This window comes from Actinoallomurus sp. CA-142502 (genome assembly GCF_050936355.1).
Classification (GTDB): domain Bacteria; phylum Actinomycetota; class Actinomycetes; order Streptosporangiales; family Streptosporangiaceae; genus Actinoallomurus; species Actinoallomurus iriomotensis.
Window position 1 is genome coordinate 9,226,227 of sequence record NZ_JBNJMY010000001.1, and the last position, 20,262, is coordinate 9,246,488.

Below are 20,262 nucleotides of genomic sequence, written 5' to 3' on the forward strand. Positions count from 1 at the left end.
TTTCCGGCGTACGCCGGGACGATCCGGTGAGCTGGCGGGTTCTGCTGGGGCCAGCCCCAGGGTGCTGGCACGTGGGTGCCGCGCAGTCACGCCGCCGTCAGGTGGTGATCGCGCCGTCGGCCGCCCGTACGTCCAGCTCGCGGGCGAACCAGTCGATGGTCCGCCGCAGGCCGTCCGCGCTCGGCACCGTGGGCCGCCAGCCCAGCCGTTCGCGTGCGAGTGCCGTGTCGGGCCGCCGTACGGCCGGGTCGTCGGCCGGACGCTCGACGAACGTGATCGGCGACTCGCTTCCGGCCAGGTCGCGGATGGTCACGGCCAGGTCCAGGACGGTCATCTCCTCCGGGTTGCCGATGTTGACCGGACCGGCGAAGTCGTCGCGGGCCATGGCGAGGATCCCGGCGACCGTGTCGTCGACGTAGCAGATCGACCGGGTCTGGCCGCCGTCGCCCGCGACCGTCAGCGGGCGGCCCATGAGCGCCTGGCAGACGAACGTCGGGATCGCCCGCCCGTCGTTCGGCCGCATGCGCGGGCCGTAGGTGTTGAAGATCCGTACGATGCCGGTGTTCACGCCGCGGCTGACGCGGTACGCGGTCGTCAGCGCCTCGGCGTAGCGCTTCGCCTCGTCGTACACGCTGCGCGGCCCGACCGGGTTGACGTTGCCCCAGTAGTCCTCCCGCTGGGGGTGCCGGAGCGGGTCGCCGTACACCTCGCTGGTGGAGGCCAGGACGAACCTGGCGTTCTTCTCCCGCGCGAGGCCCAGCGCGTGCAGGGTGCCGAGCCCGCCCACCTTGAGCGTCTCGATCGGCAGCCGGAGGTAGTCCACCGGTGAGGCCGCCGACGCCAGGTGCAGGACGAGGTCGACGCCTCCGGACACGTGCACGAAGCCGGTCAGGTCGCACTCGGTGAGCCGGAATCCGGGCTCGCCGAGGAGGTGTGCGACGTTGCGCGGCGATCCGGTGAGGAAGTTGTCCATGCAGGTCACCGCGGCCCCCTGCGCCAGCAGCCGCTCGCAGATGTGGGAGCCGAGGAAGCCCGCGCCCCCGGTGACCACCGCGTGTTCGATCATTGGCCATCACCTCCGGGAAGAACGCTCGTGATCTCGCGGGCCCGCGCGACCAGGCGGCTCGTCGAACGGCCGTCGAGGTAGGGCAGCAGCACCACCTCGCCCCCGTGGCGGCGTACCACCGCGGCCTCGGCGAGGTCGATGCCGGCGTAGTCGGCGCCCTTGACCCAGATGCCGGGCCGCAGGCGTTCCAGCAGCGCGACGGGCGTGAGCTCGTCGAAGACGGCGACGGCGTCGACGCACTCCAGCGCCGCCAGCACGCGCACGCGATCGCCGGCCGGGACGAGCGGGCGGTCCGGGCCCTTGAGCGCCCGTACGGAGGCGTCGGAGTTGACGCAGACCACGAGGCAGTCGCCGAGCCGCCGGGCCTCCCGCAGCAGGCCGACGTGGCCGGCGTGCAGCAGGTCGAAGCATCCCCCGGTGGCCACCACGCGGCCGCCCGAGGCCTGGGTGCGCCGCACCAGGTCCCACACGTCGTCCGCCGCCACGGCGGCGGTGTCCCGCGGGGTGGCGGGCGCACCGAGCGAGGCGGCTCCGCCCGCCGCGACGAAGGCGCTCGCGCGCCGTACGGCCTCGGCGACCGCCTCGGTGACCATGCCGCCGTCGTGCAGTACGTGGGCGGCCGCCGCCGCGAAGCAGTCGCCGGCCCCGCACCCGTCCGCGCGCGGTCCGGCGACGACGGGAGCCGGGATGACGTGGGGCGCCGCCCCGCCCATCGACAGAAGGGCGCCGTGCTCGCCCAGCGTCACCGCGACCCCGGTCACCCGCCACCGGCCGACGAGGGCGGCCGCGTCGGCGGCGGCCTGCGGAAGCGGTTCGTCCGCCGCCGGTCCCCCGGCGAACCGGCGTGCCTCGGCGTGGTTCGGCGTGACCAGGCGCGTGCCGCGCGGGGGCCGCGGGCCGACCGGATGCGGGTCCCACGTCACCGGCACGCCGTCGGGCAGGGTGGCGAGCAGGCGGCGGATCCCGGAGTGGGCGGCGACGCCGCGCCCGTAGTCGGAGACCAGTACGGCGCCGGCGCGCGCGAGGGCCTCAGCCGCTCGCGGCGGCAGCGGTCCGTCGGCCGCGCGGCCGTCGCCCTCGTCGATCCGCACGAGGGTCTGGCCCCCGGCGCGGATCCGGGTCTTGCAGCTGGTCGTCCCGGCCATCGGCAGGCGGACGACGTCGGCGTACGCCGCCAGGAGCGCGCCCACGCGGTGCCCGGCCTCGTCGTCGCCGACGGCGGTGACGAGGACGACGTCCCGTCCGGTGATCTCGGCGGCGAGCCGGGCGGCCAGGCCCGCGCCGCCGGCCCGTCGATGTTCGCGGGTCCGCTCGACGACCGGGACGGGCGCGTCCGGGCAGAGCCGTCCCGCGGTCCCCTCGAGGTCGATGTCGAGGAGCGCGTCGCCGACCACGACCAGCGGCCCGCCCCGTGGCCTGCCCCGTGACATCACGGGGTCTCCTCCGTCATGAGGCCATGCCTTCTCCGGCGGCGCGGTCCGGGCGGCACACGATCGCGTCGACGGAGGCGCAGAGCATGTGGATGGCGGCGAGATGGATCTCCTGGACGGTCGCGGTGCGCGGCGCGTCGACGGCGACGGCGTCGTCGCAGACGCCGGCGAGCGTGTTCGGCCCGGGGCCGGTCAGCGCCCAGGTGCGCATGCCGAGGTCGGCGGCGGCCTCGGCGGCGGCGATGACGTTGCGGCTCTCGCCGCTGGTCGACAGCCCGATGAACACGTCCCCGGGCCGGCCGTGCGCGCGTACCTGCCGGGCGAACATCTCCTGCGGCCCGTAGTCGTTGACGATGGCGGTGAGGGCCGGCAGGTCGGCGTGCAGCGGGATGGCCGCGTACGGCGGGCGCTCGTCCTCGTACCGGCCCACGAGTTCGGCGGTGAGGTGCTGCGCCTGCTCGGCGCTGCCGCCGTTTCCGCAGGCGAGCAGCCGTCCGCCGGACTCCAGCACGCACGCGAGCCGCCGCCCCCACTGTTCGATGTGCGCCGCGTGCGCGTCGAACCGGCGTACGGCCTGTTCCAGCGCCGCGAGGTGGGAGACCAGGGCGCTCATGCGCGGTCCGCGACGGCGACCGGGGCGGCGGAGGCCGCGATCAGACGTTCGTAGACGGCCTCGGTCTCGGCGGCGATCCGCTCCCAGCCATAGCGGGCGGGAACGCGCTCGGCCGCCGCGGCGCCCAGGGAGCAGCGCAGCTCCGGATCGGCGAGCAGGCGGCGCAGCTGCGCGGCCAGCGTGCCCGGCCGCCGGGCCGGCACGTGCAGGCCGGTCACTCCGTCGAGGACCGTGTCGAGGTGCCCGCCCACGGCCGAGACGACCACGGGCACGCCGCAGGCCATCGCCTCCACCGGCGCGATCCCGAACGGCTCGTACCAGGGCACCGACACGGCCACGTCGGCGGAGCGGATCAGCGACGGCAGGTCATCGTGCGCGACCCGGCCGAGAAACGTCACCCGGCCGGCGACGTGCTCCTCCCGTGCGACGCGCGCCAGCCGGCGCACCTCCGCGTCGCGGCAGAGGGAGCCGCGGTCGGGGCCGCCGGCGACGAGCAGTTCCGCGTCGGGCACCCGGCCGAGCGCCTCGATGATCGTGTCGACGCCCTTGCGCGGCACCAGCCGGCCGAACGTCACGACGCGGAACCGCCCGTCGCGCGCGTCCGACGGGCCGTCCGGGCGGAAGCACGTGGTGTCCACACCGCAGGGCACCACGAAGACCCGGCCGGGCGGCGCTCCGTACGCGGTGAGCTCCCGCACCTCGTCGGTGCAGGTCGCGATGATCGCATCCGCCTCGCAGGCGATCCGCCGCTCCAGGTGGATCCGGCTCTCCGGGCTGGTGTCGGCCTCTCTCTGGTGCCGGCGTTTGACGCTGCCGAGGGCGTGAAAGGTCTGTACGACCGGAATTCCGCGGCCCCGCGCGCCGTCGAGGGCGGCGAGCCCGCTCATCCAGAAATGCGCGTGCACGACGTCCGGCGGACGGACCAGCCACCGCCGCGAAAGGGCGGCGGCGAAGTCGTGCATATAGGCCAGCAGCCGGTCCTTGGGCACCCGGCGGGGTGGCCCCGCCGGGACGTGCTCGACCGTGACCCCGGGCGCGAACGGCACCACGGTCGGGCGGTGCGCATCGTCACGACGCGTGAGAACGACCACTTCGTGGCCGCGCCGGGCCAGCGCCACGGCCAGCGCGCCGACGTGGACGTTCTGGCCGCCCGCGTCCGGACCGCCCACCCGCGCGAGCGGGCTCGCGTGCTCCGAGACCATTTCGATCTTCATGAGTCACTCCTTTATCAGGCGGCCGTATTGACACAATTACCGGATAACAACCCCCGAAACCCCACTTGTCCGAGCATGATCAATACACGCCAGAAAGGTAATTATTCGATCGATGACCCTTTAAGCGGGTTTTACCGGTCCGGCCATTCCTCGATCAGCAGGCGAATGGCGCTCTCGACCGATGCGGGCACGGGCCGGCGCCGGCGCAGCGCGGCCGGCAGGCGCAGCGCGGCGGCCACCAGCGCGGCGCGGGCGTCGCCGTCGCGCACCGCCGCCAGGCCCATCCGCGCGGTCTCGGCCAGGGCGACCGGCGCGGGACGGCGCATCCAGGCGGTCAGCACGATGTTGCGCAGCTCCGCACGGCGCCGGTCGCGGGCGACGGGACGGTGCGGTGACGGATGGTGCACCGCGACGATCCCGGGCACGTAGCACCGGGCCCAGCCGGCGGCCGCCAGGTCGTAGGCGAGCAGGCGCTCCTCCCCCACGAAGAACAGCAGCGGGCTGAAACCTCCGGCGTCGAGGAACGCCCGGCGGCGGACGATCGCGGCGCACCCGAGGAACCCCAGCACCGGAGGGCCGGGCAGCCCGGGCTCGGCGGGCAGGGGTGAGGCGGCCATCGCCGCGTTGATCGGGTCGGGGCGGCGCTCCTCGCCGACGAGCACCCGCGCCGCGACCAGCCCGAGACGCGGGTGGGCGTCGAACAGCGCGGCGGCGCGGGCCAGGGCGCCCGGCTCCCACCACGAGTCGTCGTCGCTGAAGGCGACGTACGGCGTACGGGAGAGATGGACGCCGATGTCGCGCGCGGCGGCGCCGTGGTTACGGCCGAGGGGCACCAGGCGGACGTCCGGATGCGCCGCCCGGACGGCCGCGGTGGTGCCGTCGTCCGAGCCGTTGTCGACCACCACGACGACCGGGCGCTCGGGCAGCGCCTCGATCCGGGCCAGGGTGTCCAGCAGGCCGGCCCGCCGGTTCCGGGTGATGACCACGACGGTGAGGCGGCCCACGCCACCTCCTTTTCGGCTCATTCTTGGCTTGTCCGGCCCGGTGACCCGCACCACTCGGCTGCCCGCGCCGCGCTCACGGCAAACGCCGCTTTTCCTCGGTGAGCCGCTCTTCTACCGGCTCTATGCACCGCGTGTACCCGGGGGATAGGCGCTGCGTCAGCCGTCGCGGTAGGCGGAAGCCCCCGGGGGTAGGTCCCGGCCTGAAGCGCACCGGGTCACTACGGGAGGAATCATGGACAGCGACTCGAAGCGGACCGGACGGACGGCGGAGGCCGATCCCGGACTGCTCGGCGTCTACCTCAACGACCATCTGGCCGGGGCGACACTCGGCAGTGAGCTGTCCGCACGGCTGGCGTCGGCACACCGGGACTCGGAGGACGGCGCCGTCCTCGAACGCCTCGCCACGGAGATCCGCGAGGACCGGGCCGCGCTGATCGAGCTGATGGCGGCCCTGGAGGTTCCGGTCCGGCAGTACAAGGTCCTGCTGGGCTGGGCGGCCGAGAAGGCCGGCCGGTTCAAGCCCAACGGGCGGCTGCTGGAACGCTCGCCGCTCAGCAGCCTGGAGGAGCTGGAGGCCATGACCCTCGGCGTGGTCGGCAAGTCCGCCTGCTGGCGGGTGCTGCGGACCCTGGCCGACCACGACGACCGGCTCGACCCCGAACGCCTCGACGATCTCCTCCGCCGGGCGAAGCGGCAGGCGGAGACGCTGGAGGAACTGCGGCTCCGCGCCGGCGCCCGGCTGGCCACGTCCGCCGCCTGATCGTACGCGACCGGCGCCTTTACCCAGGTCAGCGGGTTGACCGGGAACCGCGACCGGGAGATGGTGGTGCCAAGTCGTGACGAGGAGGTTCCGCCTGGGGGGCGGGTTGTGCTCGGCCGATCCCGCGAGCCGTTTCGCGCGATAACCGTGTGTTTTGACCTGTGTGACGTGAGTAGCGGGGGTAGAGAACCAGACAACACGGTTCGCTGGTCGTCACGGACGGGGGGCCTTGATGACGAAGAACGCGCACGATCTGATCGACATACTGACCCATGACCAACGGGAGCTGGAGGACCTGCTCGGCGAACTGACCGCCGCACGGGACCTCGGCGAGCGCCGCCGCATCCTCGACGACGTCACGATCGAACTCGTCTGGCACGCGGTCGTCGAGGAGACGCACCTGTACCCGGCGGTGCGCCGGCACCTGCCGGACGGCGACCGGGTCGCCGACAAGTACGCCTCGGACAACGCGCAGGTCGAACGGCTCCTGGAGGAGCTCCGGCGATCCGCCGCCGCCGACCGCGTCTTCGCCTCGCTGACCCGGCGGCTCATGGACGAGGTGCACGAGCACATGCGGGAGGAACAGCACGCGCTGCTCCCCCGCCTCGCCGAACACGCGAGCCCGGAGGACCTGCGGCGGCTCGGCGAACGGGTCGAATCCGCGATCAACCGAGCGCCGAGCCGGTCGGACCTGACCGCACCCGCCCGCCCACCCGAGGCCGGCGACCTGGCCCACCGCGTCCGCGAACGCTTCCCACACGAGCCGGAATCGGCACGGGGACCACGGCCACGCCGCCCGCGTACGCCGAAGAGCCCCGACGCCTGCGACCAGGACAGCATGTGGCCGGACCTGTGGGCCGGCCACCGCTGCACGTAGACCCTGTCTTAAAGCTTCCGTCCGAGGGGCCCGCCCGAGGGCCCGCCCAGGGGTCCCCGCCCGCCCTGGGGGGCCAGCCCACTTCCATTGTCAAACGCCGAAGTCTCCGGGCGGAAGACCGGCGCGGGGCCTGTGGACAACGCGGATCGGGCGCCGGGCTGCGCGGGCGGCGGATCGCCGCCGCGACGTGCCCGCAGGGCCGGCGATCGCGCTCGGCGTCGGTGGTCCTGCCCGCCCGGCCGGGCGGGGGCGGCGAGGCATGCTCGCCCGGTCCCACCGCCGGGTCGCGTAGGCGCTCCGGCAGGCCGGGGCGGTGTTTGCCGAGCGGCTTGTGGGGCAGCGCGAGCGCTCTGTGCCCCGGGAAAGGCGACAGACAGGCTCTTGCGAGGGAGGTCAACGTGCGGGTACTCGGGATCAACGCGATCTTTCACGATCCGGCCGCGGCGCTCGTGGCCGACGGTCGCATCGTCGCGGCGGCCGAAGAGGAACGTTTCAGCAGACGCAAGCACGGCAAGCGGCCGGTCCCGTTCTCCGCCTGGGAACAGCCCGTCCTGTCGGCCCGCTGGTGCCTGGAGCAGGCCGGTCTGCGGCCCGAGGACCTCGATCTCGTCGGCTTCTCCTACGATCCCTCGCTCGCACGGCCGGCCGAGTCGATGGGCCTGCACGACCCCTGGGACCACCTGCGGATCATGTACGCCGAGCAGGCCCCGAGCCTGCTGGCCGACGCCCTGCCGGGGCTGGATCCGGCCAAGGTACGGTTCGTCCCCCACCACGTCGCGCACGCCGCCTCGGCGCTGCTCGGACGCGAGGGCAGCGTCCTGGTCTGCGACGGCCGCGGGGAGTGCGCCTCCCACCTGAGCGGCCGTGACTCCCCCGACGGCCTGGAGGTGCTGGCGAGCCAGGAACTGCCGCACTCCCTCGGCCTGATGTACGAGGACCTCACGCAGCATCTGGGCTTCCTGCGCTCCAGCGACGAGTACAAGGTCATGGCGATGGCCTCGTACGGCAAGCCGCGCCACCTGGACCTGCTGCGGGAGTCCGTGCGCGCCACCGAGGACGGCGGGTTCGTCACCGGCGCGATCGACTGGGAACGCCTGGCGCCCGCCCGCGCCCCGGACGAGCAGTGGACGCAGGAGCACGCCGACCTGGCCGCGAGCGTGCAGCGGCGGCTGGAGGAGGTCCTGCTCGACCTGGCGAACTGGATCCACGAGCGCACCGGCGACCGCACCCTGATGATCGCGGGCGGCACCGGGCTCAACTGCGTGGCCAACACCGTCCTGTCCGAACAGGGCCCGTTCGACCACGTCTGGGTGCAGCCCGCCGCCGGGGACGCCGGCACGGCGCTCGGCGCGGCCGTGCACCTCGCGCGGAGCGGACCGCTGGAGTTCGCCCCCGGCCTCGGGCGCGAGTTCGGCGACGCGGAGATCGAGGAGGCGCTGCGTACGGCGCGGGTGCCGTACGAGCGGCCGCCGGACGTCGCCGAGGCCGTGGCCGAGACGCTGGCGGACGACGGCATCGTCGCCTGGTTCCAGGGGCGCGCCGAGTACGGTCCGCGGGCGCTGGGCCACCGGTCGCTGCTCGCCCACCCGGGGCGCAAGGCGAACCTGGAGCGGCTCAACAACGTCAAGGGCCGCGAGCAGTTCCGCCCGGTCGCGCCGATGGTGCTCGCCGACCGGGCCGCGGAGATCTTCACGCGTGGCCCGCTGCCCAGCCCGTACATGCTCTTCGTGCACGACGTGACGTCCGCCTGGCAGGACCGGATCCCGGCCGTGGTGCACGTGGACGGCACCGCGCGCGTGCAGACCGTCGATCCGGCGGCCGAGCCGCTGGTGGCCCGGATGCTCACTGCCTTCGAACGCCGTACCGGCCTGCCCGTCGTGGTCAACACCAGCCTCAACACCGCCGGGCGTCCGATGGTCGACAGTCCCCGAGACGCGCTGGAGTGCTTCGGCGCCACTCCCATCGACCTGCTGGCGATCGGCCCGTTCGTCCTCCGGAGGCCGGCATGAGGTACGCCGTCGTCATCCCGACCATCGGACGTGCCTGCCTCGCCGACTGCCTGAACGCCCTCGAACGGTCCCGTGGTCCGGAGCCCGACGAGATCGTGGTCGTCGACGACCGGCCAGCCGGCGGCCTCCCGCTCGACGTGCCCGGCACGGTCGTCCGCAGCGGCGGTCGTGGCCCTGCGGCGGCCCGCAACACCGGCTGGCGGATCACCACCGCGCCCTGGGTGGCGTTCCTCGACGACGACGTACGGGTCACCGAGACCTGGCGGGAGGACCTGCGGCGCGACCTGGAGAACGCCTCGCCGGAGACCGGCGGGATTCAGGGCCGCGTCACCGTGCCGCTGCCGGACGGGCGCCGCCCGACCGACTGGGAGCGCGGCACGGTCGGGCTCGCCGACGCCTGGTGGATCACCGCGGACATGGCCTACCGGCGTGACGCGCTGGTCGAGACCGGCGGGTTCGACGAGCGCTTCCCCCGCGCGTTCCGCGAGGACGCCGACATGGCTCTGCGGACGATGGACGCCGGATGGGTGCTGACCAAGGGCGAGCGGCGCACCGTGCACCCCGTACGGGCCGCGTCCCGGTGGGCGAGCGTGCGCGCGCAGGCCGGCAACGCCGACGACGCGCTCATGCGCGCCGTCCACGGACCCGGATGGCACAGCCGGGCCCGCGCCGATCCCGGGCGTCGCGGACGGCACCTGGCGATCACCGCCGCCGGCGCGCTCGCCGCCGGGCTGACCGCCGCCGGCCGGCCCAGAGCCGGGACGCTGGCCGGCGCCGCCGCGCTCGCCGGGATCGCCGAGTTCGCCGCAGCCCGCGTCGCGCCTGGTCCCCGGACCCGCGACGAGATCCTCACCATGGCGGCCACCAGCGCGCTCATCCCCCCGATGGCCACGTGGCACTGGCTGCGCGGCCTCGCGACGACCCGCGGCGAGCGTGCCTGGCCGGGCCCGGCGAAGGCGGTGCTGTTCGACCGCGACGGCACGCTCGTCTACGACGTCCCGTACAACGGCGATCCGGAGAAGGTCGAGCCCATGCCGGACGCGGCCTCCGCGGTGCGCCTGGCCCGTGACGCGGGCGTGCGTGTCGGCGTGGTCTCCAACCAGTCCGGCGTCGCGCGCGGCCTGATCACCGAGGACGACGTCCAGCGCGTCAACAAGCGGGTGGACGAGCTGCTCGGGCCCTTCGACACGTGGCAGGTGTGCCCGCACGACGGCGGATGCGCCTGCCGTAAGCCGGCGCCCGGCCTGGTGTTCCAGGCGGCGGCCGCCCTCGGGGTCCGCCCCGACGAGTGCGTGCTGATCGGCGACATCGGCTCGGACGTGGCCGCCGCCCGCGCCGCCGGAGCCCGCAGCGTCCTCGTGCCGACCGCCGAGACGCTGGAGTCCGAGTGCCGGGGCGCGCGGGTGGCCGGGTCGCTCACCGAGGCGGTGCGGTTCGCGCTCGGGGAGCGGCGATGAGGACTCTCGTCGTGCGCCTGGACAACGCGGGCGACGTACTGCTGTGCGGCCCCGCGGTCCGCGCGGCGGCCGCCGGGTCCCGGCACGTGACGCTGCTCGCCGGACCGGAGGGCGCGGACGCCGCGCGGCTCCTGCCCGGCGTCGACGAGGTGATCGTGTGGCGCGCGCCCTGGGCGGGCTTCGACCCGCCGCCGGTGGACCGCCGTGAGGTGGCGGACCTGGTCGCGCGGCTCGGCGGTTTCGACCGTGCGCTGATCCTGACCTCCTTCCACCAGTCGCCGCTGCCGGCCGCGCTGCTGCTTCGGCTCGCCGGGGTCGGGCACATCGCGGCGATCAGCGAGGACTATCCGGGCTCCCTGCTCGACGTACGTCACCGGGTCGACGACGACATCCCCGAGGCCGAACGCGCGCTGTCGCTGGCCCGCGCGGCCGGCTTCGACCTGCCGGCCGGCGACGACGGCCGCCTCGCCGTCCGCCGTCCCCTGCCGCCCGCGCCGCTCGACGGCCGGTACGTCGTGCTCCATCCAGGGGTGTCGGTGCCGGCGCGCGCCTGGCCCGAGGGGCACTGCGCGCGGGCCGTACGCGAGCTGGCGGCGCGCGGCCGGCGGGTCGTGGTGACCGGCGGGCCGGGCGAACGCGCGCTGACCGCGCGGGTCGCGGGCGACGCGGGCCTGGACCTCGGCGGCCGTACGACCTTCGCCGAACTCGCCGGCGTCCTCGCGGGGGCGAGCGCCGTCGTGGCCGGGAACACCGGCCCCGCGCACCTGGCCGCCGCCGTCGGCACGCCGGTGGTCTCGCTGTTCGCGCCGGTCGTGCCCGCGGTCCGCTGGGCGCCGTACGGCGTGCGGCACGTGCTGCTCGGCGACCAGGACGCCCCCTGTCGTGACACGCGCGCACGTGAGTGCCCCGTCGCCGGGCACCCGTGCCTGACTTCGGTGCGGCCCGCCGACGTGGTGGCCGCCGTCGAGGAGGTGTGCTGACGTGAGAATCCTGCTCTGGCACGTGCACGGCTCGTACACCACGGCCCTCGTGCAGGGGCGGCACGAGTACTTCGTCCCGGTGACGCCCGACCGCGGCCCCGACGGGCTCGGCCGCGCCCGTACCTGGGACTGGCCCGCGTCCGTCCGGGAGGTGCCGCTGGACCGGATCGCCGAGACCGAGCCCGACATCGTCATCCTGCAACGGCCGCACGACGAGGAGCTCGTACGGCCTCTGGGCCGGGTGCCGACCGTCTACCTCGAGCACGACGCCCCCTGGGGGGACGTGCCGCTCAGCCGGCATCCGCTGGCCGACCGGCCGGACCTGCGCCTGGTGCACGTCACCCACTTCAACGACCTGTTCTGGGACTGCGGCACGACTCCGACGACCGTGGTCGAACACGGGGTGGTCGACCCGGGACCGCTGTGGACCGGGGAGGTACCGCGCGCCGCCGTGGTGGTCAACGAGCCGGTCCGGCGGGGACGCTACGTCGGCACCGACCTGCTGCCCCGGCTGGACGCGCCGCTGGACGTGTTCGGGATGAAGGTCTCCGGGCTGACCGGCTGCCGCACGTACGAGGACCTGCCCCAGGACCGGATGCACGCCGAGCTGGCCCGCCGCCGTGTCTACGTCCACCCGATCCGGTGGACCTCGCTCGGCCTGTCCCTGCTGGAGGCGATGCACCTGGGGATGCCCGTGGTCGCGCTCGCCACGACCGAGGTGGTCGAGGCGGTGCCGTCCTCGGCCGGGACGATCTCGACCGACGTCGACGTGCTGCGCGCCGCGATCCGGCGGTATCTCGCCGATCCCGGCGAGGCCGCCGAGGCGGGGCGCGCCGCCCGCGAGAGCGTGCTGGGCCGGTACGGCCTCCAGCGGTTCCTCGACGACTGGGACCGCGTCCTGAAAGAGGTGACGGCATGAGGATCGCGTTGGTCTCCGAACACGCCAGTCCACTGGCCGTGCTGGGCGAAGCGGACGCCGGCGGGCAGAACGTGCACGTCGCGGCGCTCGCCGACCACCTGTGCCGACGCGGTCACGAGGTGACCGTGCACACGCGCCGGGACGACCCCGGCCTGCCCGACCGCGTCGTCGTCGACGCCGGATACACGGTCGAGCACGTGCCGGCGGGACCGCCCGAGCCGGTGCCCAAGGACCTGCTGCTGCCGCACATGCGGGAGTTCGGGCAGGAGCTGGGCCGCCGGTGGCGGGCCCGGCCGCCCGACGTGGCGCACGCGCACTTCTGGATGTCGGGGCTGGCGTCGCTCGCGGCGAGCGAGGGCGCCGTCCCGGTCGCGCTGACCTACCACGCGCTCGGCACGGTCAAGCGGCGTCACCTGGGCGAGGACGACCCGAGCCCGGCCGACCGCCTCGACGTCGAGCGCCGCATCGGGCAGGACGCCGACCACATCATCGCCACGTGCAGCGACGAGGTGTTCGAACTGGCCGCGATGGGCGTGACCCACCGCAGGACGACCATCGTGCCCTGCGGCGTGGACCTGGCGCGGCTCCGCCCGGACGGGCCGGCCGACGACCGCGTGCCGCGCCGCGAACGCCACCGGCTCATCTACGTCGGCCGTCTCGTCGAGCGCAAGGGCGTGGAGACGGCCGTCCGGGCACTCGTGGACCTGCCTGACGCCGAGCTCGTCGTCGCCGGCGGCCCCGCCGCCAGCGAGCTCGACGGCGACCGTGAGGCCTGCCGGCTCCGGAAGGTCGCCGCCGAGGTGGGCGTCGCCGACCGGCTGGTGATGCTGGGCGGTGTGCCCCCGGTGGACGTGCCGGCGCTGCTGCGCTCGGCCGACGTGGCCGTCTTCACCCCCTGGTACGAGCCGTTCGGCATCGCGCCGGTCGAGGCGATGGCGTGCGGCGTGCCGGTGGTCGCCTCGGCGGTCGGCGGGATCGTCGACACGGTGGCGGGCGGGGTCACCGGCGAGCACGTGCCGCCGCGCCGGCCCGACGTACTGGCCGCCACGCTGCGCGCGCTGCTGGACGACCCGGAGCGTCTCGCGGCGTACGGCCGCGCCGGCGCCGAGCGGGCCCGCTCCCGCTACTCCTGGGAGCACGTGGCCGCCCGCACCGAGACCGTCTACGACCGGCTGGCACGGCGGCGGCCCATGGCGGCGAGCCAGTGAAGGAGATCCGATGAAGCCCGTGGTCATCGTCGGCGACGTGATGCTCGACCGCGACCTGGACGGGCGGGCCGAACGGCTCAGCCCGGACGCACCGGTCCCGGTGGTCGACGCCGTCGAGGAGCACACCCGTCCCGGAGGCGCGGGGCTGGCCGCCTTGCTGGCGGCCGACGACGGGCCGGACGTGGTCCTGGTGACGCCGCTCGGCGCCGACCGCGTCAGCCGTACGCTGCGCGACCTGCTCGCGCCGCGCGTGCGCGTGGTCGCGCTGCCGCTCAGCGAGAGCCCGGCGGAGAAGACCCGCGTCCGCGCGGGCGGCCATCCGCTGGTGCGGATCGACCGAACCGCGCCGGGTGCCGTCGGCGAGCCGGGCCGGGAGGTCCAGGCGGTGCTCGCCGACGCGGGGGCGGTCCTCGTCTCCGACTACGGCCGGGGCACGGCGGCGCAGCCGCGGATGCGCGAGCTGCTCGCCGACGCCGCGCGCCGGGTGCCGCTCGTGTGGGACCCCCACCCGCGCGGCGCCGACCCGGTGCCCCGCGCCCGGCTGATCTGCCCGAACCTGAGCGAGGCCCTCGCCTGGTGCGACCGGCGGGAGGACGACCTCGACGCGGTGACCCGGAGCGCGGAGGAGATCCTGCGCCGCTACCGGGCCGACGGCGTCGCGGTGACGATGGGCGAGCGCGGCGCGCTGCTGTCGCACGGCTCGGGCGCTCCGCAGATCTTCCCCGCCGAGCCGGTCACGGGCCGCGACACGTGCGGGGCCGGCGACCGGTTCGCCGCGACCGCGGCCCGCCTGCTGGCCCGGGGCGCGCTGCCGTCCGAGGCGGTCGAGGCCGCCGTGGCCGCGGCCGCCGCCTTCGTCGAGCGGGGCGCGGCCTCCGCGCTCTCCCAGACCCCGGCGCCCCGGCCCGTGCGGGACCCGGTGGCCGCCGTGCGCGAGGCGGGCGGCACCGTCGTGGCGACGGGCGGCTGCTTCGACGTCCTGCACGCCGGGCACGTGGCGACGTTGCGCGCCGCGCGGGCGCTGGGCGACTGCCTCGTCGTCTGCCTCAACTCCGACGCGTCGGTGCGCCGCGCCAAGGGCCCCGACCGCCCGGTCAACCCGGCCGCCGACCGGGCCGCCGTGCTGAACGCGCTGGAGTGCGTCGACGCCGTGGAGGTGTTCGAGGAGGACACGCCGGAGGAGATCCTGCGCCGGCTGCGCCCGGACGTGTGGGTCAAGGGCGGCGACTACACCGTCGACCGGCTCCCCGAGGCGTCGGTCGTGGCGAGCTGGGGCGGGCGCACGGTCGTGCTGCCCTACCTGCCCGGACGCTCCACGACGCGGATCCTGGCACATCGATCATGAGGGTGCTCATGCTGCGGGCCCTCGGGCTCGGCGACTTCCTCACGGCGGTGCCGGCCTACCGCGCGCTGCGCGCGGCGTACCCGGAGCACGAGACGGTCCTGGCCGCGCCGCCCGTGCTCGCGCCCCTGGCGGAACTGACCGGCGCGATCGACCGGCTCCTGCCGGCGGGTGAGCTGGAGCGGCTCTCCTGGGACGGCCCGCCGCCGGAGGTCGCGGTCGACCTGCACGGCGACGGCCCGGCCAGCCACCGCCTCGTGGAGGAGCTTTCCGCCCCGCTGACGATGCTCTACGCCTCGCCGCAGGCACCGGACGCGAAGGGTCCCTGGTGGGACCCTGGCGAGCACGAGGTCACGCGGTGGTGCCGGCTGCCGGAGTGGTACGGCGTGCCGGCGGACCCCGGCGACCTGCGGCTGCGTTCGCCGGGCCCCTCTCCGTACGCGGGGGCGGTCGTGCTGCACCCCGGCGCCGCGAGCACGGGCCGCCGCTGGCCCGCCGGGCGGTTCGCGGCGGTCGCCCGCGCGCTGACCGCCGAGGGACACCGCGTGGTCCTCACCGGCGCGCCGGACGAGCAGGACCTGACCCGGCGGGTCGCGGCCGAGGCGGGCCTGCCGCCCGACGCCGCCCTGGAGACGACACTGGCGGAACTGGCGGCCGTCATCGCGTCGGCCCGCGCCGTGATCAGCAACGACACGGGCACGTCACACCTGGCCACGGCGTACGGAACCCCCTCCGTCACGCTCTTCGGGCCGGTGTCCCCGGCCCTGTGGGGTCCCCCGCCGGACCGTCCGGAACACGTCGCCCTCTGGCACGGCACCGGCGGCCGGCCCGGCGACGCCCACGGCACCGAGACCGACCCCCGGCTCCTGCTGATCACCGTCGAGGAGGTACTCGACGCGACGACGCGCGTAGCAGGTCAGGATCGCCGCCACCGGCTGGACCGATAGCGGCAGGAGGCCGGAGACGCGGCGTTCGCTTCTGAAGACGCGCGTGCTCACGTGTCCGCGAGGTACTCCTGGAACCACTTCACGGTGCGGGCGAGGCCGTCGTCGGGGTCGATCCGGGGGTGCCAGCCCAGCTCGCGTTCGGCGAGTGAGCAGTCCGGCCGGCGTACACGCGGGTCGTCCACCGGGCGGTCGATGAACTCGATCTCCGATGAGGAGCCGGCGAGCGCGCGGATCCGCTCGGCCAGGTCCAGGACGCTCATCTCCTCGGAGTTGCCGATGTTCATCGGGCCCGGGTGCGCGGAGCCCGCGAGGGCGAGGATGCCGGACACGGTGTCGTCGACGTAGCAGATCGAGCGGGTCTGGGAGCCGTCGCCGGCCACGGTCAGCGGCTCGTCGCGCAGCGCCTGGCGGATGAAGGTGGGGATCGCGCGCCCGTCGTCGGGGCGCATGCGGGGGCCGTAGGTGTTGAAGATCCGGACGATGGCGGTGTCGACGTCCTTGCTCGCGCGGTACGCGGTGGTGAGCGCCTCGGAGAACCGCTTGGCCTCGTCGTACACGCCGCGCGGGCCGACGGGGTTCACGTTGCCCCAGTACGACTCCGGCTGCGGGTGGACGAGCGGGTCGCCGTACACCTCCGAGGTGGAGGCGAGGAGGAAGCGCGCGCCCTTCTCGACGGCCAGGCCGAGCGCGTGCAGCGTGCCCAGGCTGCCGACCTTGAGCGTGTCGAGCGGCAGGCGCAGGTAGTCGATCGGTGACGCCGGCGACGCGAAGTGCAGGACCAGGTCGACGGGCCCCGGCACGTGCACGAAGTCGGTCAGGTCGCAGCGGATGATCCGCATCCGCGGATGTTCCTGCAGGTGCGCCAGGTTGGCCGGGGCGCCGGTCAGGAAGTTGTCCAGGCAGACGACCTCCGTGCCGGTCTCCAGCAGGCGTTCGCAGAGGTGCGAGCCCAGGAAGCCGGCCCCACCGGTGACCACGGCACGCTCAAAGGTTCGCATCGTCACAGCTCAATCCCTTCTCCCGCATTACCCCACGTACCTTCGGGCGACGGACCTGCGTTGCGGCTCCTCCAGTAGCCGCAGTCCCTCCTCGACGTCGCGCGGCACCACGCGGCGTTCGCGCACCACCCACGGCAGCCCGGCGACGGCGGCGGCCAGCGCGCGGGCGCTCGTGGTGTCGCGCGGCAGCGAGCCGACGACCACGCCGGTACGGCGCAGCGCGTCCCGGACCGGCCGCCGCAGCCAGGTCGTCCACAGCGTGTTCCGGATGCCCAGGCGGCGGCGCTCGGTGGCGTCGCGGGCGGACGAGGCGGCGTGGTGGACCACGACGTCGCCGCGGTAGCACATCCACCAGCCGCGCGCGGCCAGGTCGATCGCGAGGAGCTCCTCCTCGCCGCCGAGCCACAGCCGCGGTGAGAACCCGCCGACCTCGCGGAACGCCGTCACGCGCAGCATGCTGGCGCCCGCGAGGATGCCGAGCAGGGCGGGGCCGGGCAGCCAGCCCGGCGCGGGCAGCGGCGAACCGTCGAGTTCGGCGACGATCGGGTCCTCCGCGCCGCCGGGCTCGACCACGATCCGGCCCGTCACCGACGCCAGCCCGGCGTGGGCGTCCAGCAGGTCCGCCGCCGTGCTCAGGGCGCCCGGCTCCCACCAGGTGTCGTCGTCGCAGAACGCGACGTACGGCGAGGCGACCTGGTGCACGGCCACGTTGCGCGCGGTCGCGCCGAGGTTGCGGTCGCTCCGCAAAAGCCGTACCCGGGGGAAGCGGTCCGCGACCATGGCGGCGGTGCCGTCACGTGAGCCGTTGTCGACGACGATGATCTCCGGGCGTTCCGGCAGCGCGACCATGTGGCCGAGAGTGCGGGCGAGCTCCGCGCACCGGTCACGGGTGATGATGACGACGGTCACCCGCTCGTCGCGGGCCCTCACACCGTCTCCAGCAGTCGCGCGTGACGCTCGACGGGCTCCGGCAGCCGCCGCCGGTCGCGCAGCGCGGCCGGGAGGCGGACGAGCGCCGACGGCCAGGCCGACCGCGCGGCGGCCGAGGTCGCCGCGCGGCCCGCCAGGCTCAGGGTCCGGGCGAGCGCCAACGGCACGGGCCGCCGCAGCCAGGCCGTGAGCATCTCGTTGCGCAGCTCCAGGCCCCGGCGGCGCTCGGGTGCGTCGCGCACCGGCGAGGGCCGGTGGACCGCCACCACCGAGGAGACGTAGCTCAGCCCCCAGCCGGCCGCTGCCAGGTCGTAGGCGAGCAGGCGTTCCTCCCCCACGAAGAACAGCACCTCGCTGAAGCCGCCGACCTCCAGGAACGCGGTACGGCGCACGATCGCGGCGCAGCACAGGAAGCCGAGGACCGCGGGGCCCGGCAGGCGGTCGTCGGCCGGCAGCGGGCTGTCCGCCATCAGGCCGGCGATCGGGTCGGGCCGCCGCTCGTCCCCGACGAGCGGCCGCCCGGCGATCAGGCCCAGGCGCGGATGGGCGTCGAACAGCTCGGCGGCGGTGGCGAGCGCGCCCGGCTCCCACCAGGAGTCGTCGTCGCTGAACGCGACGTACGGCGTGCGGGCCTCCTCGACCCCCAGGTTCCGTGCGACCGCGCCGAGGTTGCGCCGGAGGGCGAGCACCCGTACGCCGGGGAAGTCACGGCGCACGGCCTCGGCGGTGCCGTCGGCGGAGGCGTTGTCGACGACGATGATCTCGGGACGGTCGGGCAGCCTCCGCAGCCGGCGCAGCGTGTGCGCCAGCTCGTCCCGCCGGTCCCGGGTCGCGATGACCACGGTGACGCGTGACGCCATGAGCCTCCCCCTTCGTCGGCCGCCGACCTGTCACCGGGTTCCCGCTCTACCCTCCCGCCACGGAACATGCGCCCCCGTACGGCGCCGCGGACCCTTCACGCCCCCCTTTCCCCATCGTGTACCGCGGACCCGGCGGACCGCTACGGCCCGCCGATGACACCTGGTGCCGCCTTCGGCCACGACGACCAAGCGGCCGACCGGCAGGTCACGGCTCGCCGAAGGCCTCGCGCAGCTCCGCGGCGATCAGACCGATCGCGTGGTCCCCGGCGGACAGGGCGCCGCAGAAGTTCAAGAACGCGTGCATCGTCCCGGCGTACTCCACGTGGGTCACGTCCACGCCCGCCGCGTCCAGGCGGGCGGCGTAGGCGCGCGCGTCGTCGCGGAGCGGGTCACGCCCGGCGCCGATGACCAGGGCCGGCGGCAGCCCCGCCAGGCTCGCCGCGCGCAGCGGCGCCGCGTACGGGGTGACCTCCCGCCCGGCCAGGTACGCCGCGTTCGCCCAGCCGGGCCGGGCGCTGAGGAACACTCCGTCGAACTCACGGGCGGAGTCGGTGTCCTGGCCGAAGTCGAGCAACGGGTAGCACAGGACCTGGCGGGCCGGTGGCGGGTCGCCCTCGTCGCGCCCGGCGAGGCAGGCGGCGGCGACCAGGTTGGCCCCCGCGCTCTGCCCGCCCGCGGCGAGCCGCCCGTCGCCGCCGAGGACCGGCCCGTGCTCGGCCAGCCAGCACATCGCGTCGCAGGTGTCGTGCAGGGCGGCCGGGAACGGGTGCTCGGGGGCGAGCCGGTACTCCAGCGAGGCCACCGCGCACCCGGACAGCCGTGCGAGCCGCGAGCACACGTGGTCGAGGTCGCCCACCGAGCCGCCGATGAAGGCCCCGCCGTGCAGCCACAGCAGGATCGGCCGCGGCCCGCCCGGCGTCCGGTAGAGCCGGACGAGGACCGGCCCTCCCCGGGCGGGCAGGTACAGGTCCGCCGCCCGTACGGCGGGGTCGGGCGCTCCGGCCAGGCCGGGGTCGGCCGGGTCGGCGCGGGCCGCCAGCAGGCTCGCGTGGTCGGTGATCTCCTCGACGGGACCGATCCGCGCCAGCAGGGCGTCGGTCTCCTCCGCGAACCCCGGTTCGCGGATGACGCGGGCCCTCACGACGACGCCTCGGGCAGGCGGCCGAGGTGGATCGCGGCGTGCCAGTACGCGGGGCGGCCCGGCACGGTCCAGACCCGCTGCGCCAGCGCGGCGCCGGAGGGCTCGATGCGGCCGAACTCCGCCAGCACCGCGTCGTGCACGGCGCCGAGCCGGTGGAGCAGCAGCTCCGAGGGGATCTCCCGGCCCGCCTCCACGCCGGCGCGGTTGAGGATCCGCCCGGCGTCCGGCGTCTCCCAGCGGGCGTCCAGGCTCCAGTGCGCCCGGCCCGCGGCCGCCTCGCTCAGCACGGCCAGGTTGATCTCGTCCCACATCAGCACGTGCGCGACCAGGTCGTGCAGTGACGCGCAGAAGTCGCCGAGCGGCCCGGAGTCCACGCGGTACTCGGCGGTCAGCTCCTCCTCGCCGCGCCCCTCGACTCGGGTGAGCAGCAGCTCGCGGTCGGCACGGAGACGACGTGTCGCCTCCCCGATCGGCAGAATGTCCATGTTCGCCCTTCTCGTCGTACGG

General features: G+C 75.1%; 19 protein-coding genes. 9 read left to right on the forward strand and 10 right to left on the reverse strand.

Annotated elements, in window-relative coordinates; translation table 11 throughout:
• Positions 1 to 97: 97 nt before the first annotated feature.
• The 5 genes from ACQEV1_RS42940 to ACQEV1_RS42960 all read right to left on the reverse strand — a co-directional run bounded on the left by ACQEV1_RS42940 (position 98) and on the right by ACQEV1_RS42960 (position 5,348).
• Positions 98 to 1,066, reverse strand: a complete 969-nt coding sequence (locus ACQEV1_RS42940; protein ID WP_433402535.1) for a UDP-glucuronic acid decarboxylase family protein — start codon at positions 1,064 to 1,066, stop codon at positions 98 to 100.
• Positions 1,063 to 2,496: a D-glycero-beta-D-manno-heptose 1-phosphate adenylyltransferase gene (gene rfaE2, locus ACQEV1_RS42945; protein ID WP_433402538.1), complete on the reverse strand. Its 1,434-nt coding sequence runs from the start codon at positions 2,494 to 2,496 to the stop codon at positions 1,063 to 1,065. Before rfaE2 (ACQEV1_RS42945) ends, ACQEV1_RS42940 begins: the two co-directional genes overlap by 4 nt.
• Positions 2,497 to 2,512: 16 nt before the next feature.
• Positions 2,513 to 3,109 carry a D-sedoheptulose-7-phosphate isomerase gene (locus ACQEV1_RS42950; protein WP_285633988.1) on the reverse strand — a complete coding sequence of 199 codons (597 nt, stop codon included), beginning with the start codon at positions 3,107 to 3,109 and terminating at the stop codon, positions 2,513 to 2,515.
• Positions 3,106 to 4,323 (reverse strand): glycosyltransferase, encoded by a 1,218-nt coding sequence (locus ACQEV1_RS42955; RefSeq protein ID WP_285633991.1) that lies wholly within the window; start codon positions 4,321 to 4,323, stop codon positions 3,106 to 3,108. Before ACQEV1_RS42955 ends, ACQEV1_RS42950 begins: the two co-directional genes overlap by 4 nt.
• A gap of 131 nt (positions 4,324 to 4,454) precedes the next feature.
• Positions 4,455 to 5,348 carry a glycosyltransferase family 2 protein gene (locus tag ACQEV1_RS42960; RefSeq protein ID WP_433402542.1) on the reverse strand — a complete coding sequence of 298 codons (894 nt, stop codon included), beginning with the start codon at positions 5,346 to 5,348 and terminating at the stop codon, positions 4,455 to 4,457.
• A gap of 211 nt (positions 5,349 to 5,559) precedes the next feature.
• Between ACQEV1_RS42960 and ACQEV1_RS42965 the strand changes: the two genes are divergently transcribed.
• The 9 genes from ACQEV1_RS42965 to ACQEV1_RS43005 all read left to right on the forward strand — a co-directional run bounded on the left by ACQEV1_RS42965 (position 5,560) and on the right by ACQEV1_RS43005 (position 15,826).
• Positions 5,560 to 6,087 carry a hypothetical protein gene (locus tag ACQEV1_RS42965; protein ID WP_433402545.1) on the forward strand — a complete coding sequence of 176 codons (528 nt, stop codon included), beginning with the start codon at positions 5,560 to 5,562 and terminating at the stop codon, positions 6,085 to 6,087.
• Between the two features lie 232 nt (positions 6,088 to 6,319).
• Positions 6,320 to 6,964: a hemerythrin domain-containing protein gene (locus tag ACQEV1_RS42970; protein WP_433402548.1), complete on the forward strand. Its 645-nt coding sequence runs from the start codon at positions 6,320 to 6,322 to the stop codon at positions 6,962 to 6,964.
• Positions 6,965 to 7,362: 398 nt separating this feature from the next.
• Entirely contained in the window at positions 7,363 to 8,973 is a 1,611-nt protein-coding gene (locus ACQEV1_RS42975; RefSeq protein ID WP_285634006.1) for a carbamoyltransferase family protein, read from the forward strand.
• Positions 8,970 to 10,430, forward strand: coding sequence for an HAD-IIIA family hydrolase (locus tag ACQEV1_RS42980; RefSeq protein WP_433402551.1), 1,461 nt, complete (start codon positions 8,970 to 8,972; stop codon positions 10,428 to 10,430). Before ACQEV1_RS42975 ends, ACQEV1_RS42980 begins: the two co-directional genes overlap by 4 nt.
• Complete coding sequence (locus ACQEV1_RS42985) at positions 10,427 to 11,410, forward strand: glycosyltransferase family 9 protein (protein ID WP_433402554.1); 984 nt, start codon at positions 10,427 to 10,429, stop codon at positions 11,408 to 11,410. The genes ACQEV1_RS42980 and ACQEV1_RS42985 overlap by 4 nt, the downstream gene beginning before the upstream one ends.
• Before the next feature lies 1 nt (position 11,411).
• Positions 11,412 to 12,329 carry a glycosyltransferase gene (locus tag ACQEV1_RS42990; RefSeq protein ID WP_433402557.1) on the forward strand — a complete coding sequence of 306 codons (918 nt, stop codon included), beginning with the start codon at positions 11,412 to 11,414 and terminating at the stop codon, positions 12,327 to 12,329.
• The gene (locus tag ACQEV1_RS42995) at positions 12,326 to 13,537 is read left to right on the forward strand and encodes a glycosyltransferase (protein WP_285573066.1); all 1,212 of its coding nucleotides are present in this window, start codon (positions 12,326 to 12,328) and stop codon (positions 13,535 to 13,537) included. Before ACQEV1_RS42990 ends, ACQEV1_RS42995 begins: the two co-directional genes overlap by 4 nt.
• Positions 13,538 to 13,547: 10 nt before the next feature.
• The gene (gene rfaE2 / locus ACQEV1_RS43000) at positions 13,548 to 14,882 is read left to right on the forward strand and encodes a D-glycero-beta-D-manno-heptose 1-phosphate adenylyltransferase (RefSeq protein WP_285634021.1); all 1,335 of its coding nucleotides are present in this window, start codon (positions 13,548 to 13,550) and stop codon (positions 14,880 to 14,882) included.
• A complete protein-coding gene (locus tag ACQEV1_RS43005; protein WP_433402561.1) occupies positions 14,879 to 15,826 on the forward strand; it encodes a glycosyltransferase family 9 protein in 948 nt (315 codons plus the stop codon). The genes rfaE2 (ACQEV1_RS43000) and ACQEV1_RS43005 overlap by 4 nt, the downstream gene beginning before the upstream one ends.
• A 47-nt stretch (positions 15,827 to 15,873) precedes the next feature.
• Here ACQEV1_RS43005 and ACQEV1_RS43010 read toward each other — a convergent pair whose 3' ends face one another.
• The 5 genes from ACQEV1_RS43010 to ACQEV1_RS43030 form a co-directional block, all read right to left on the reverse strand.
• A complete protein-coding gene (locus ACQEV1_RS43010) occupies positions 15,874 to 16,824 on the reverse strand; it encodes a UDP-glucuronic acid decarboxylase family protein (RefSeq protein ID WP_285634026.1) in 951 nt (316 codons plus the stop codon).
• 27 nt (positions 16,825 to 16,851) lie between these two features.
• Positions 16,852 to 17,754 carry a glycosyltransferase family 2 protein gene (locus ACQEV1_RS43015; protein ID WP_433402564.1) on the reverse strand — a complete coding sequence of 301 codons (903 nt, stop codon included), beginning with the start codon at positions 17,752 to 17,754 and terminating at the stop codon, positions 16,852 to 16,854.
• Positions 17,751 to 18,614, reverse strand: coding sequence for a glycosyltransferase family 2 protein (locus ACQEV1_RS43020; RefSeq protein ID WP_285634031.1), 864 nt, complete (start codon positions 18,612 to 18,614; stop codon positions 17,751 to 17,753). The genes ACQEV1_RS43015 and ACQEV1_RS43020 overlap by 4 nt, the downstream gene beginning before the upstream one ends.
• 205 nt (positions 18,615 to 18,819) lie before the next feature.
• On the reverse strand, positions 18,820 to 19,755 hold the full coding sequence (locus ACQEV1_RS43025) for an alpha/beta hydrolase (RefSeq protein ID WP_433402567.1): 936 nt from the start codon (positions 19,753 to 19,755) through the stop codon (positions 18,820 to 18,822).
• Positions 19,752 to 20,240 carry a hypothetical protein gene (locus tag ACQEV1_RS43030; RefSeq protein WP_433402570.1) on the reverse strand — a complete coding sequence of 163 codons (489 nt, stop codon included), beginning with the start codon at positions 20,238 to 20,240 and terminating at the stop codon, positions 19,752 to 19,754. Before ACQEV1_RS43030 ends, ACQEV1_RS43025 begins: the two co-directional genes overlap by 4 nt.
• Between the last annotated feature and the right edge of the window lie 22 nt (positions 20,241 to 20,262).